The 15,557-nt window shown below is 57.3% G+C and carries 6 protein-coding genes; 1 reads left to right on the top strand and 5 read right to left on the bottom strand.

From position 1 onward, the window contains the following. Positions 1-98 precede the first annotated feature (98 nt). The 3 genes from B5D61_RS14905 to B5D61_RS14895 form a co-directional block, all read right to left on the bottom strand. A complete protein-coding gene (locus B5D61_RS14905) occupies positions 99-6,113 on the bottom strand; it encodes a choice-of-anchor tandem repeat GloVer-containing protein (RefSeq protein WP_078814199.1) in 6,015 nt (2,004 codons plus the stop codon). 143 nt (positions 6,114-6,256) lie between these two features. Then, positions 6,257-7,603 (bottom strand): outer membrane protein assembly factor BamB family protein, encoded by a 1,347-nt coding sequence (locus B5D61_RS14900; RefSeq protein ID WP_078814197.1) that lies wholly within the window; start codon positions 7,601-7,603, stop codon positions 6,257-6,259. A 72-nt stretch (positions 7,604-7,675) separates the two neighbouring features. After that, on the bottom strand, positions 7,676-8,449 hold the full coding sequence (locus B5D61_RS14895; RefSeq protein ID WP_078814196.1) for an SDR family NAD(P)-dependent oxidoreductase: 774 nt from the start codon (positions 8,447-8,449) through the stop codon (positions 7,676-7,678). A 176-nt stretch (positions 8,450-8,625) separates the two neighbouring features. Here B5D61_RS14895 and B5D61_RS14890 point away from each other — a divergent pair, with 176 nt between their 5' ends. Continuing rightward, positions 8,626-9,828, top strand: coding sequence for a saccharopine dehydrogenase family protein (locus B5D61_RS14890; protein WP_078814195.1), 1,203 nt, complete (start codon positions 8,626-8,628; stop codon positions 9,826-9,828). 72 nt (positions 9,829-9,900) lie between these two features. Here B5D61_RS14890 and B5D61_RS14885 read toward each other — a convergent pair whose 3' ends face one another. After that, on the bottom strand, positions 9,901-10,686 hold the full coding sequence (locus B5D61_RS14885) for a hypothetical protein (protein WP_176159460.1): 786 nt from the start codon (positions 10,684-10,686) through the stop codon (positions 9,901-9,903). A 221-nt stretch (positions 10,687-10,907) separates the two neighbouring features. Further along, on the bottom strand, positions 10,908-15,467 hold the full coding sequence (locus B5D61_RS25770) for a hypothetical protein (RefSeq protein WP_139373274.1): 4,560 nt from the start codon (positions 15,465-15,467) through the stop codon (positions 10,908-10,910). Between the last annotated feature and the right edge of the window lie 90 nt (positions 15,468-15,557).

Below are 15,557 nucleotides of genomic sequence, written 5' to 3'. Positions count from 1 at the left end.
GCTTTTTTGGCCTCGCGCAACAGCTCCAAACGCATCGAGCCCGCAGAGGTTCACTCTGCGGGCTCGAAAGAGGTTAGCCTACGATCAGGTATCCCAACTCAGAGATCGGACTCTTCGTGGATTTCCAAAGCGCCGGAGTAGATCGGCGAAGTGGTGGAGGTATCTTCAGGCAGGAGGAAGAAGCCGATGCCACCGAGCCCAGGAACCCAAGTAGCATAAGACACTGCCTTGCGAACTTTCGGGATGCCGGGTTGCTCGAAACTACCCGTGATAAGTCCCGTCTTCACATTCAGCTTGAGCGAGAACTTCTCACCCTCATCGGTCACGATCAGGACATTCTTGGAATCAAAAGCCGCCGGATATTCCAGCGTGCTTTCAAGTCCACCGCTCCTGGCTTTCAGCGTCAAATCAGCCGAGATGATTTGAGGGATATAAAGCCCGCCTGTGACCTCCGATTCCACATAAAAGCCGTCGGCATAACTGCGAGTCTTGGTCTGTTCGTATTTGAGCCACTCAGCAGCACCATCCACCCCATCGGCGGGATCGGCCGTCACAGCCACTTGCAGGCTCCCGGTGTTCTTATAGAGCAGTTGATAGAGGGAGATTTGCCCGCTCGGCCCGGTCGTGTTGCTACCTGTGATCTTGGTTCCATCTGCCAGCAGCCCCGTCCATGTCACGGCTCCTTTGGCCCCCACTTTCAGGGTCGCATAGCTGAATCCAGCCGGAGCGACTTCTGGGTCTAATGGCTCACTGGGCCGCAGCGCCAAATTGTAGAGCCCTAACGTCAGATCAGTGGTTGAGGCCAACCACGCGTCAACGGTCACGGGGGCACCATCGGCTGAGACGGAGCCCGCCAAGCGTCCACTGGTTTCAGGATCTTCACCCAAGGCATTCACGGTAAAGCTCAACTCCAAGGGTTCCAAGGGGCTCTTCCGTGGAATGGTCACCTCAGCCGTCGGATTGCCTTCGCCATTCGGCATCACAAGAACGCCTTTGAACCCGTAGGATAAGGCCCCCCATTTCAAGGTTCCACTCAAGCTCCCTGAGCTGGTTGTCACGACTTTGATCGAACCGCCCAAACCGGCGTCCCCTTCCACGGAAGCATTCAACGCATTGCGAGCCACGAGGCCATTGAAAGTGCCCACCACGCCTACTGGGAGCGGATTGACCAGCCAGTCGAGCACGGGTGTCGAGGTCGAACCCGCCAAGTTCGTGGCGGTAAAGATCACCTGATAAGGGATGAGCACCCCTTTCACCAGCCTAGGTGCTGTAGGAGCCCCCGTCAGCTCACCGGTGACGGCGTTTAGCTTCACCCCAGGGGGCAGACCCTTTGCCGAATATTTGGTTGGGCTGAACGAGGCCTCAATGACTTCATGCACAGCCTCCGCAACGTTTGTCGGCCCGAGTTCAATTGGCTCAAAAACAGGTTTTTCAACCACTTGTACAACCGTATCGCCGTCAGCAATCTCATCAGTGCGATCGGGTGCCATCATCGTGACTACACAGGTGTAGTTACCGCTATCGGCGACTTGAAGGTTATTCACAGTCAAAACAGGGCTGCTGGCACCGCTGATCTCGCTACCGGTGATCGTTTCTCCATCCTGCAAGACATTGCCGGATCGCTTCCATTGATAGCGGTAGCTCACACCTGCGGCCTGTGGAAGATAAGAGGTGTTTTTCAGCGTCAGCTTCGTGCCGACCTTGAATGGCAGGGAGCCTTGGCGAAGCATTACCGCACCCAGATAGAAAGGTGATGAGGTGGAAGACCCTTCACTGTTTTCAGCCAGCAGGCTGTAAGCGCCAATGCTGGCTTTTGAAAGATTGGAAACTGTGAATGAGGCCTGAGTTGCATTGCGGATCACCGTTCCATTTTTCCTCCATTGAAAAGTCATCGGCACCGCACCATTCACTTCAGGCTCGAAGGTCGTCGTGTCCCCGATCAGAACCAAGCGCGAAAGCTCCTGCTCAGGGAACAAGGGGCTCTGAGGCATGACACCCTCACCCGTGAGACCCACATCAAATGAAGCTTCATCGGCATCGTTGCTGGAGATCTGGAGGGTCGAGGCAAAGGCCCGCTCCGCGTCAGGTGAGAAAGTCAGCACAAAAGCCACGCTGCCATTCGGAGCCAGGCTGGTTTGGCTGAGAGCCGTTGCGAAGAAGCTCGCCTCATCTGCTCCGCCGATATTCACAGCTAGGCTGTTGAGCGTAGTATTCCCCAGGTTTTTGATCGTGATGGTTTTTGAACCGGTAGCCCCCATGTTCACCATCCCGTAATCCAATTCGGATTCTCCATCGATCAGAACCGTGGCTCCAACTTCGACCGAGATTTCAGGAGAGGTCGTGCCCGCACCGCTCAAGGTCAGATTGAAGGGATTTTCATCACTATCATTGCTGGTGATCTGAAATTGAGCAATCACGGATGTCGCAGCGAGGGGCGTCAAAGTAATTACGCAAGTGCTGCTGCTTCCCGGGGCAATCGTCGCCAGCGGTGCAGTGGTCACCACATACTGAGGCTGACCCACGACGCTGGCCGAAACACCGGTCAAGGGAGCCGAGCCGATGTTCTTGATCACCAACTCTCGGGTTACGGAGGCCCCCACGGGCACATTGCCAAAGCTCACGGTGCTCACCCCATCGGTGAGATCGGTTTGCGCCGGATATTCCACCACGATCTCAGGGGCTGAAATCGCCTTGCCTGTGAGTTTGATCTCATAGACGCTTTCATCAGGATCATCACTGCGGATACGCAGCGTTGCGTCACGAGCCCCCATCTCAGATGGAGTAAACGACAGGATCAGATTGCTACTTCCCCCATCCAGCAGTGAAGCCCCAGGAACCGAGCCAAAACCATAATCATCCTTAGCCGAACCAATGATCTCGAAGGAGATGCCGGTTAGAGTGGCATTACCCACATTTTTAATGAGGAGTGTTTGGTTGGTCGCCACCCCCATCGCAGTGCTACCGAAATCGACCCAACTGCCGACCTCAATTCCAGCTCCACCGTTGGTGGTGACCTCAATATCTGGCTCCACCACTCCTTCAGCCGATAGATGGATCTCAAAGCTGCCTTCGTTGCTATCATTGCTGGTGATGGTCAGAGTCGCAGTGCGCACGCCTGCTCCGCTCGGTGTAAAGAGCACCATCAAACCTGCACGATGAAACGTGCTCAGCAATGAGGTGGGAGAGACATCGCTCACGATGGTAAAATCCGAAGACCCGGAGATGCTGGCGGTAAGTCCCGACAGGGTGCTCTGTCCCTCATTACGAACCACTACGGGCTGCTTGCGATTTTGTCCCACGGGCACACGCCCTAAACTCACCGTGCCCGAATTATTCACCAGAGGAACTGCCAAGGGCGACTCTACCGCGATCTCGGGACCTTGAACCGCAGTGACACTTCCTGTTAGGAAAGTGAGCATATTTCCATAGGCATACCCTGTCTCAGTCTGGACCCGAGAGCGGTAGTAGTAAGTGGTGGCTGGAGCCAATCCTGTCACCGTGCCCGTCACAATGCTGCCGATACTACCAGGGGTGGCCGCTGAAGCACTGGCCACTTGACCCAAGGCGCTGGTGGGGCCCCACTCAAACTCGGGTGTAACGGTAAGACCGTTCGGGTTGACGTTCGCTCGCAGAGTGGCTGTTGTCCCAGAGACAGAAGAAAACACCCCAGCAGTGCCGATCGGCATCGTGGTCACTGCGGGTCCTGACCGAATGCGATAAAGCATACCGCCACCCGCCGGACGGAGATCACGAGTGGTTCCCTTGTCACGATTGACCCCATAGAGATAGCCATCCGAATGTTCGTAGAGCGCACCTGTGGGATAGTTGGAAGGAGCGAATGACGAAGTCAGGCCCTCTGCAAGGGACCAACGCTTCGTCGCTGCTGGAGTCTGGGCAGTCGGGTCAATCTGCCACACCACATCTCTTCCCGTGGCATAGATGGGGGCAGAAGTGGCCTGAGTCGTCTCCGTACCTGCAAACCAAAAGGTGCCATTCGTTGCCTTGCCGAGTGTGCCAGGGTAACTCGTTTGATACGGGTAAGAACTGCTCTGATTCACAAACACATTTTCGAACGTGCTCGTAGCCGTATTGAAACGGAATACACCGCCCGTCACTTCATTCCCCCACATGCCCCACAGGTAACCGGAGCCATCGAAGTAAAGCTCACCTTTCACTGCGGCCGCCCGTGTGGAGAGCGGCAAAGCCGAATCATTGTTCAAACGATAAACCAGCGTAACGGTGCCTGTCGCCTCCTCGACTTTGAAGATGGTTCCGTCGTTGTTCTGGCCACGTTCCGTGGTCGCTCCCCAGAGGTAGCCATTGCCATCTGACACTAGCTTGCAATCCGGATAGCGCCCGAGTGCATTGGCATCGGTAAGAGCCGTAAAGCCATACACCTTGGTGAACACATTGGTGCTTGGGTTGTAGCTGAAAAGGATACCGTCGGAGCCACTTCTAGCGACTCCCCACAAGACTCCATTGGCACCTAACGTTAAACCGAGCGGACTGGCTCCGTTGCCATTAGCAGTAAAGGAGTAGACTGCGGAAAAAGTCGCCGTGCTGGGATCATACTTAAAGATCGTGCCAAAGTTGCCAGTGCCACCTTCTTCGGTAGTGCCCCAGAGCACACCATTGGATGCGATGGTCAGTTTACCGGAGGGCTTCGAGCCGAGAACGCTGCCTGAGGTGCCGGTGAAGTGTTTCAACACCTCCACCTGTCCGCTTTCTGGATTGACTCGATACAAGGTGCCTAAACCGGCGTTCCCGCCCGACGAGGTCGTGCCCCAGAGCCACGGGCTACCTTCACTCCCCACCACCCCCGCGAGAGGGCTCTTGCCATAAAGGGTCTGCCCTGATGACAGGCCCTCAGCCACTTTGGTGAAAGTGTTATCGCTGATCTTCAGCTTATACACGATCCAACTGGTCCCTGTGCCTGCCGTGCCCCACATGTAACCATCGGGCGTGCGCACCAGCGCTGATGAAGGCCCCGAGATCCCGGCATTGGTTCCGCTAAGGGTAGCGAATTGCAAAACGGTAGTCAGGGTTCCGCTCGCTGCTTCAATTTTGAAGATCGTGCCTTTGTTGCTGGTCCCTCCGGCATTGGTGAACCCCCACAGATAACCTTGCCCATCGGGAGTCAGCATGCCGCTTTGAATAGCACCATTGTTGTTAAACTCCGTCACATGCGTGGCGGTCCCCGTTGCCATCTCCACCTTAAAGATGGTGCCATTGCCATTCGTTGCGCCCGTGCGCGTGGTGCCCCAAAGGTATCCTGCACCATCAGGCACCAGACGTGAATTGGGAAAGGTGCCTGTGATCTGGTTACCGGTCGGTGAGGTGCTGCCGGAAAAGTCGGTGATGTTTGTGAAGGTGCCCGAGGCGATGTCATATTTAAAGATCGTGCCGCGATCTAATGCGCCCCCTTCTTCCGTCACCCCCCACAGGTTTCCGGAACCATCTTTATACATCGTGCCCACTGGCTTCTTGCCTTTATACAGACCCGTGCCGCCCGTGAAGCTGAACATCTTGGTGAACTGCCCGGTGATTTCATTAATTTTGAATAACGTGCCTAACCCCGAATTTTGAGCGGCATTCGAATACATTGTGCTTCCCCAAAAGAAACCATTCCCATCATTGACCAAGCCAGCCTGAGGAAAGCTACCTTCGATCAGCCCCGTGTTCCCCGTGAATCTAGCCATCACTTGGCATTCACCAGTCTCCGGCCTTAACCTCACAATACTACCAAGTTGCTGTGCAGCCAGCGCCTCCTTGTTACCGACCGTCGTCCACAACCAGCCATCCGAGCTTTCCGCCAATTCGCTCATCGGCCAAGCCCCTGGAAAAGCCTCAGCTTCGCCAACAGCGGAAAATGATAAATTCTGGAAGGCTCCCGTCGCATCCATTTCAAAAACTGTCCCGGCCCCATAGGCCCCGCCCCGGGACGAAGTGCCGTAGAACTTGCCCGTCGAGGCACGGTAATAAAGTCCATAGCGAGACTGAAGGCTGGCTCCCACCTCAAAGCCCAGCACGGGCTCTTGGGATACTTGGGTCTGAGCTTGTGAGAAGAAGGGAAGAATGAGTAACGCGAGAACGGTAAAGAATCGGGAGGACATGACTAAAGAATGATCCCCTTTTCCATCCACCAGTTACAGCAAGCCACACGTCCTCAGCGAAAATTTATTCCTGCATTGAAGCACAAAAAAAACAGGCCTTCATCAGAAGGCCTGTCTTGTATCGAATCCAAGGTATCGAGAACTCACTCTCCCACACAATACAGCTTCTCCTGTGTGCGGATAAAGAGGCAGCCATTGGCTGCGGCGATGCTGCTGCGGCAGCTTGCGGCATCACCGTTCGGCTTGCTGCCATTGCCCATGGAGTTCACGCTCAGAAGCTCAAAGCTATCGCCGCCGGCTTTGACCACATACACATCTCCCCAGAAGTTGATCATGTAGATCTTGCCATCCACCACGGTTGGGCTGCCTTCAAACTTAGCCTTGCTGCCGGTTTCGCCGATCCAGAGAACCTTGCCAGTCTTCGGCTCGACACGGCTCACCGTGCGGCGGTCGCTATCCAGAACATAGAAGCTGCCTTCATAGAAAGCGGGGGTGGAGACATCACTGCTCACCACCTTGGAGTCACTCACCCACAGCGGCTGCACGTCCTTGCCCTTGCTATCGAGAGACATCGCATAGACCGAGGATTTCTTCGGCGCACAGACGAGTGCGACGCCATCACCCACCACAGGAGAGGGCACGAGGCGATAGAACTTGTTGTAGCCATCGCCAGGAAGGTTCCAGGTAGCGAGACGTGCGTATTCATCGCCGGTAGCCGCATCGTGCAGGGACAGGGTATCGCCACCGGAGATCAGCATGACGCGCTTGCCGTTATGATCACAGAACACCGGCGTGCTGAAGGATTCCAGGGACTCGACCTGAGCCTCGGTGGGGCGGATGTGCTTCCAGAGGTCTTTGCCTGTCGCTGGGTCTACAGCCAGGATGTAGCTGCTCATGTCCTTCCCTGGCGTGCCTTTTGGGAAGCCCTGAAACTCGAAGGTCTCATTGCGTTGCAGCACCTGGATGTAGAGCTTGCCGCTATCCAGCACGGGGCTGCTGCCATACGTCCACTGGGTAGCAAAGGCACCGTGAGATTCTTTAAAGTCGCGCTTCCATTGCAGGTTCCCTTCGAGATCGAAACTCGCCGCTACCGCATCGGCGAAGAGGAACACCACACGCTCCCCATCCGTCACCGGAGAGGGGCTGGCCAGATTGCTCTTATTATCCCATTGCAGGCCTCCTTCAGACACCACCTTGCGCCACAGTTCCTTGCCCGTCTTCGCATCGTAGCAGAGGCCGACGAGCTGCTGCTTATCCTGGATCGGAGCCGTGAGGAAAACCTTGTCTCCCCACACCACGGGCACGGAGGCGGAGATGGAGGGCACATCGGCCGCCCACTTCACCTTTTCCGTAGGGCTGAACTTTGCCGGCAGGTTCTTTTCCGTGCTGGCACCGTCTTGATGGGGGCCACGCCAGTTGGGCCAGTTTTCAGCCTGGGCAAAGGATGCGGCAAGAGAGAGGGCGAGAGCGAGAAAGGCGGGCGGTTTCATGCGTAGGGGCAGAGAAATCAAAACGACCCAGCTTGTCGAGATGTTTCGGCCAACACTGGCGGGGATCTTTTCTTAGCGCAGGTTCACCGCGCCCCCATCGATGGGGTAGGCACTACCAGTGATGAAGCCCGCCTCATCACTGCACAGATACAGCGCCAGCGCGGCGATTTCATCCGGGCTCGCCATGCGACCGATAGGTTGGGCTTCACTGAGCTTCTGGAACATCTCCGCTTCTTGACCGGGATAGGTTTTCGCAAGGTAACCATCCACGAAGGGCGTGTGAACCCGTGCTGGATTGATGCAGTTGCAGCGGATGCCCTGCTTGATGAAGTCCTTCGCCATCGAATAGGTCATCATCAGCACCGCGCCCTTGGTCATGGAATAGGCGAAACGATCCGCGAGCCCCATCTGGGCCGCAATGGAGCACATGTTCAGGATCACGCCCCCCCCCTGCGGCAGCATCCGCTCCACAGCGGCCTGGGCGCAGTTATACACGCCTTTGATATTCACCTGATACAGACGGTCCATGTCTCCCTCAGTCGTGGTCAAAACGCTACCGATGTGGGCAATGCCCGCGTTATTGACCAGAATGTCCAAACGAGGCCGCCGGATGCTGATCTCCTCAAACACCTTTTTCACGCCGACATGATCAGACACATCGCAGGCCACCGCGCGTGCACTGCCCCCCGCTTCGATGATCTGATCCACCGTAACCTGAGCGGCCTCGACAGTGAGGTCCAGCACCTCCACATGCGCTCCCTGTCGGGCAAAAAGCAGGGCAATGGCCTGACCGATGCCAGAGCCAGCACCCGTAACGACGGCGGTTTTATGGGAAAGGGAGAACATGAACGAGGGAGGGCGAAAGTTTATAGATGTGGGGATAGAGGGGTATCAGAATACACCCTCACACCGCAAGTTCTTAACCGCCAGAGAGCCTCGGACCTCGAAAACCTTAAACTCTTCTTTCACACCGCATCGCTTGACTCCCGGAGCATCACCGCCACCCTTGCGCCTTACCCTCTATGGCAAAAGTTCTCATCATCGGTGCAGGCGGCGTTGGCCGCGTGGTTACACACAAATGCGCGCAGCTCCCTGACGTGTTCAGCGAGATCATGCTCGCCTCCCGGACCAAGTCGAAGTGCGACAGCATCGCCGCTGAGCTGAAGCGCCCCATCCAGACCGCCGCGGTGGACGCCGACAACGTGCCAGAGTTGGTCGCGCTCCTGAAGTCTTTCCAGCCGGAAGTGGTGATCAATGTGGCCCTGCCCTACCAGGATCTCACCATCATGGATGCCTGCCTGGAAGCAGGCGTGCATTACATCGATACCGCCAACTATGAACCGCGCGATGTGGCCAAGTTTGAATACCACTGGCAGTGGGCCTATCAGGAGAAGTTCAAGGCCGCCGGTCTGACCGCGCTTCTCGGCTGCGGTTTCGACCCCGGCGTGACCAATGTTTATACCGCCTACGCCCTGAAGCATCACTTCAGCAAGATCGACACGCTGGACATCATCGACTGCAATGCCGGTGACCATGGCAAGGCTTTCGCCACCAACTTCAATCCTGAGATCAACCTGCGCGAAGTCACCGCCAACGGTCGCTACTGGGAAAACGGTGCCTGGGTGGAAACCAAGCCGCTGGAGATCAAGCGCAGCTTCGACTTCCCAGATGGCATCGGGCCGAAGAACATCTATTGCCTCTACCACGAAGAGCTGGAGTCCCTGACCAAGCACTTCGACATCCGTCGCGCCCGCTTCTGGATGACCTTTGGCGATCAATACATCAAGCACATGGAAGTGCTGGTGAATGTGGGCATGACCCGCATCGATCCCGTCATGCACAAAGGCGTGCCGATCATCCCGATCGAGTTCCTGAAGACGCTCCTGCCTGAGCCCGGCACCCTGGGTCCCGATACCAAGGGCAAGACCTGCATCGGCAACTGGATCGAAGGCACCGGTAAAGACGGCGAATTCAAGCGCTACTACGTTTACAACATCAAGTCTCACGAAGACTGCTACACGGAAACGAATAGCCAAGGCGTGAGCTACACCACCGGTGTGCCTGCCATGATCGCGGCCAAACAGCTGCTCACGAACCCCGAGTATCGCCAACCCGGCGTCTGGAATGTGGAGCAGCTCAATCCCGATCCCTTCATGGCTGACCTGAACGAGCACGGCCTGCCCTGGGTGGAAACCTGGCCCACGGAGCCGCTGCCAGGGGAATAACAACCTCCCGTTTATCCCAAAGAAAAAGGCACGGATGATACTGCATCATCCGTGCCTTTCGACTTTTCCAACCTAACAAATCATGCGTTGACGCCGCAGCAGACAGCCCAGCGAAGCTAATACAAAGAAAGCTACCCGCGTGGGTTCGGGTGCCATGGCAGCCGCAGTCCCCACCGTCAAACCAACGTAAGCGTAGTGGGCACCGCGCCCGTCATCCGCCACCGTCGTGGTGTTATCGCCCCAATACACACGGCTCGTGCCGGTGTTATCAATCGTGGTGCCGGAGTAACTGGTCTTAAACTCACCATCGATGAAGAAAGAGGCCAAACCCGTTTCAGGGTCCCACGAAAGCTTATAGTCGTGGTAGCCAGGAGAAACGGTGTAGGTGGACCCAAAACTGTAAAGTCTCACCAGCGTATTGCCGGAGGTATCGCTGCCAAAGTAGATGCCATAGAGATCGCGTTTTCCAGCCACCCCTTCGTCCACTAAAAAGGTGCACCAGGCATTGTTGCTCAAGGGAGTATTGGCCAGTGAATCCGGGGGCACAAACCGGATCGTAGCGTCCATGGTCCACCCTGTCAGGACAGCATCCGAAAGTTGGGTGGTGGTGAGCGTCTTATTGTATGTTCCTGCATGGGAAACTCCCCCACCCTGCTCATACACCCGCCATGCATCCACGCCACTGTCTTGGTCATTGGTGATGGCACCTGTCTCGACGGTTCCACTGAAGGTCCATCCTTCCGTGGTCGGATTGGCGGCTCCCGTGTGGGATAAGAGCAAAGTCGAAGCCGAAGAAACCTTGGGCACGCCTATCACCAGGGCCAAGCCAAGCACCAGACCGGCAGACCACTTTTTCAAACAGGGGGGATGGGGGGACATACCATGAAGCCTCAGCAGTCCACATGCCGGGCTAGACTCCGCCGCCCCAACTGGTCACAAACCAACAAGAAATGGTGATGTCTCAGCCAGTTACGGATGAGGCCTGCGCCCGCCCCTTCCACACCGCCTCGCAAACCAAGAACCAAGAACCAAGAACCAAGAACCAAGAACCAAGAACCAAGAACCAAGAACCAAGCTCCCTACTTCTTCGCCTTGGTGGCGATGGCTTTGTAGTAATTCTCAATGGCTGCACGGTATTCAGGAGCCGCCTCACCCCGCGTCGCTTCCGTGAGATCCGCCGCCATCTTGGAGGGGAGGTGGCCCCAGTCGCCATTGATCATGATCAATTCCCCCCCCAAGACCCCTTCCACCACTTTCATGGATTGATTGCCTCCCTCGCTGTCGGAAGGCTGTGAAGGATCATTTGGGTTAGGCTGATTTTGGTTTTGGGCCTGCTGCTGACCGGGTTTTTGAGCACCTGGGGTCTGTCCTTGATTGCGCTGATTGGCCATGGACTGCTGCTGGCTCTGCTTGGCATCGGCTAAGTTTTGCTGAGCTTTCTGCTGCTGGCTGCCGCTTGGTTGCTGTTGACCCGACTGAGAGCCATCCTGCTGCCCCGATTGAGCCTGCTTGGGATTCACCGTCTGATCGAGCTGGTCCAAAGCCTGCGCGAGCAGAGCTCCCTGGATATCGTAAAAGGGATTGGCTGAAATGGCGGGCGGTGTGGCAGCAGCCAAAGACCCCGCTGTTTTGGCCGCTTCTGCGGCCATGGTTTGAGCTTCTGGACCGACGGGTTTTTGAGGAGTTCCTGGACGTCCTTTCGCTGCCTGGGCCTGCTGCTGAAGCTGGCTGCTGGCCTGGGCCACCTGCCGGGCCGCATCCTGCTGTCCTAGGCGCTGCTGATGGCGAGCCACACGCGCCAGATCATGCGCCGCCTGCTCCGCGGCCAGACCGATGTTACTGGGCTGCTGAGCTTCGGCCGACACAGCTTGCTCACTCGCCTGAGCGGTTTGTTTGGAAAGCTCCGCGAGTGACTTTTGCATGGCGGGATTCTTGGGCAATTCCTTTTCCAATTCCGCCAAGACTGCCGCCGGGTTCTGACCGGCATCTTGGGCCATCTGAGCCAATTCCTGCGCGCGCTTATAGGCCTCTTCGAGAGCTTCATCGACACCAAGTTCCTTCTCGCGATTCTGCATCGCAGCCAGTTCCTCCTCGGTGAGAGACTGACCATCTTCCACCTTGGCCATGTTTTGAGCCAACTGATCCAGAGACTCGGAGGTTTCTTGCTGGGCCTGAGCCGCTTGATTCAGATTCTGGGCCTGAGGCTGGCTTTGACTGGCCTCCGCTGCCTGCTTGAGATTCTGAGAGATCTGCGGGCTCTTTTGCTGCATCTGCGCCAGAGCCACATCGGCCATCCGCGCCATTTGCCTCTCATCCATTTTTTCAAGATCTGCGGCATTGGCTTCCTGTCGAAGCGCTGCCTGGAGCGACGCCATCTTCGCGGCGTTGGCCTCGGCTTCCTCTTGCAAGTCCCTCGCCTTTTGAGCGACTTCGTCGACCGGCTGATTGGCCTCGGCTTGAGACGCAGCTTGCTGAGTGCTTTGCTGTGTCTGCTTCAGGTCTTGAGCCACGGCTTTCATCATGTCACTCACATCCGGAGTGAGTTGTTCCAGGGTGCCACGCGCAGCGGCAGTCTGACTCTGTAACCCATCCATGGCTTGCGCCACTTTTTGTTCGGCCTCAGCCGCCAGCCGTCGTCCGCCTTCGACATCCATAGGTGTTCCGGGCTGTCGAGCGAACTGCCGCCCCAAAGCTTGCAAATGATCGGCCGTTTGGCGGCTTGCATCTGCCGCTTGCTGGAAGGCACTGGCCAATCCTTGAGATTCAGGAGTCTTCGCTCGACGTAGCTGATCGGGCAACTGGCGCAGAGCCTCGGAGGCGGCTCGTGCCTGTTCCGCAGCGCGAGCAGGAGTCACGTTTTCGGAGGGATCGGGATTCGCCACGGCCTCGGCGATAGCTTCGGCCGCCGTCTGCGCCTGGGCGTCTGTCTCCAAGGCTCGGGTGGCTTGAGCGAGAGACTCCACCTTCGCCTGCACTGCTTGGATGGTGGCTTGCTCTTTCGGCAGATCCGCTACCTCCCGGGCGAGTTGGCCCGCGGCTCGGCTGGCGCGATTCGCATCGAGAGCAGCTTGCGTGTTTGTCCGCGCATTCTGCTCGCGGAGCACCGCTTGATCTTCGAGTTGCTGGGTCGCTTCCGCGAGCTTCTTCTGAGCTTGTTCGGTCGCCGTGCGTCCTTCCCGATCGGTCTTGGCCTGACGCTTGGGATCCTTCGCCTCCGCAGCTGCTTGAGCTAAGGCACCCCGCGCATCATTGAGGGCCACCAGGGCAGGATTTTCCTGACGCGCCAGTTTGTCCCGAAATTGGGCGGCCTTATTACCCGCATTCTCAGCCACGGATAGCAGCGTGTCGGCGGCTCGGCCAAGACGCTGCCGGTGATTATCAGCTGCACCATAGAGATGCTCCGGGCTTTTGGTCTGGTCCGGTTTGTCCAGACTGGCACTCAAGTCCGCCGACGTTTCAGCAATCTGCTTTTTCAGCTCCTCCACCTGCTTTTGTTGCCCGCCATCCAGCACGGGCTTCAGGCTCTCCAGCTCTTGCCGCAGAGCTTCACTGGCCACCACCGCCGCTCTCTGCTGTTCGTGCCATTTGGGACGCTGGCTGCTGTCGCGATTGGAGGCCAGAGATTGCTCGGTCAGCAGAGCTTCTTGGCGACTGAGCTGCTGAGCGATCTGAGCCACGACTTTGGCGTTATCCTCGGTGGCAAAAGCGCGTGCGGCTTGCTCGATGACATCCGCATCTCCATGAGCCTCACTGGCAGAGCGTCGCAGGCCATCCACATTTTCCGGTAGGCCTTGTGATAGACTCTTCAGATTGGCCAAGGCCTCATGACGCATGTGCAGGAGCTTCTCTCCCAGGAGCTGCACTTTCATGCTGTCCAGATGCGAGGGCGCTGTCGTCGCGGCCTGCTTGAGCTGATTCCACAGGTCTTCGCTACGTTCTGTGACCTGTTGCAGTTCCGTCTGCGCACGTGCCAGAGCCGACTTGGCTTCTTCCTTGGCCGAGTCTTTTTCCTTTTTGGGAATCTTATCCACCGCCTGTTTCAGCTCACGGGTCTGCTCGGACAGAGTCGTGGCTTGCTGAGCCAATCGACGCATCTCTTGCGCCCACTGCCTCTGCTGCGGGTCCACCGTCTGTTCCAGGATGATGATGCGCACCACCGGAGATTCGGCGCTCTGCCCTTTGAGATCCTTGGCCACTAGCTTGATCAAAACCGCGTCTCCAGGGCCTGCCTGCAGGGGACCTAGCGCTAAACTTTCCTGAACGGTGATCTCTTTACCCGGCGACACTTTGAGCTCCCGCTCCTCCCAATTGGCACCATTGACGGCATGAGTGAGATGGATGGAAGCCAGTCCCACATCATCCCCTGCCCTGCCAGTGAGACGGACCGTTTCATCCGCCATCATCGAGAGTTGTTCTTGGGGTTCGAGGATCTGCACCACAGGTGGCAAATCGGGAATGCTCATGATCCTCCAGGGGGAGCTTTCTTCATTCGTGAAACCCGTCTCTTCTGCCGTCAGCGCACTGCGCCAGGACTCATGCTCCGAGACAACGGAAATCTCGCCCTCCAGAGTGCCATCGGCAGCCAACGTCATCGGCACCGCCTCCGGATGATCGGCGAGATCAGGATTGATGAGCAGATCGCCTTTTTGAATCTTCTGGTTAGGCTTCAGCTTGAGCTTCACCACACTACCGTCCAGTGCCTCGAGGTCCCCATTTTCTTCCGTCAGCACCGTTTCCGGTAAGCCTGTGTAAGCAGGCGGCACGATGGTTTTGACAAACTCGACAGCGCGTGGCCGAGCACGGGCCGACAGCGTGAACCACGATGAAATGGCATCTCCGGCCAGGATGCGATAGCTCACATCTCCCTGGCCGATAGCGGCCTGCCCTGCATAGCGAGTCTCATAGCTCCGCACCATCTCTGTCCGGCGGGTTTTGCTCCCCGCAGTCTCGGTCTCCAGGATCACGGCCTCAGGCACCCCACCGGTGATTTCGGCCACGATTTCCAGGTCTGATGCGAAGGGCACCCGCTTATCTGCTGGGCTTGGTTCGATGATGGCGATCTTGATGGTGGATGGCCGGGCGAAATTGACAAAAGGAACCGCCGCACGCAGCAGGAATCCTGGAAAATGCAGCATCGGCACCGCAGACAATCCAGCCACCACCACCAGGAGCACCGCTGCGGCATTGAGCCACGGCTTCAAAGCTCGCGTCGGCAGAAGCTCCGTCACATTCAGCGTCTTCAGCTGTTCCGCGACCTCGTCTTGAAGCCGCGCACGAAACTCCGATGAATCCGCCGCATGACCATCCGAGAGTTCCACTGCCGACACCAGCCGCTCGCGCAGTGAAGGAGCCGCTCTTTCCATGAGCCGCGCCGTCTCGGCAAGCTCCCGACCTAACGAAAGATGATGCAAAGCAGTTCGCCAGGCCACATAGGCCCCGGTCAAATAAACGGCGACACTCAGCCAAGGTCGCAGCCCCTCAGGCATGAGCCAGGCACGATCCAAAAGAGCGATCACTCCGCACACGCCTAAAAGGATCAATCCGAACCCCAAACAGCCACGAAGGCCCAAAAGACGCTGACGACGGCTGTGAAAGGCCTGGAGCGCCTGCAGGGTCGCGGGACGGAGGGAAAGATTCATCGAGAAAGGGGAATGTAGGACAACGGTGGAAACTCGCTCGCTTTTTCGAGTCTCACCGCAGGCTTTTTTGTTCATGCCCAGCACAGAATC

This window comes from Prosthecobacter debontii (assembly GCF_900167535.1).
GTDB lineage: Bacteria > Verrucomicrobiota > Verrucomicrobiia > Verrucomicrobiales > Verrucomicrobiaceae > Prosthecobacter > Prosthecobacter debontii.
Note: the sequence above shows the minus strand (reverse complement) of the source record. Positions and strands in the feature narration are given on the sequence as shown.

Coding starts and splice junctions, on each gene's coding strand:
- B5D61_RS14905 (WP_078814199.1), bottom strand. CDS start 6,113: ATGTCCTCCCGATTCTTTACCGTTCTCGCGTTACTCATTCTTCCCTTC.
- B5D61_RS14900 (WP_078814197.1), bottom strand. CDS start 7,603: ATGAAACCGCCCGCCTTTCTCGCTCTCGCCCTCTCTCTTGCCGCATCC.
- B5D61_RS25770 (WP_139373274.1), bottom strand. CDS start 15,467: ATGAATCTTTCCCTCCGTCCCGCGACCCTGCAGGCGCTCCAGGCCTTT.
- B5D61_RS14895 (WP_078814196.1), bottom strand. CDS start 8,449: ATGTTCTCCCTTTCCCATAAAACCGCCGTCGTTACGGGTGCTGGCTCT.
- B5D61_RS14890 (WP_078814195.1), top strand. CDS start 8,626: ATGGCAAAAGTTCTCATCATCGGTGCAGGCGGCGTTGGCCGCGTGGTT.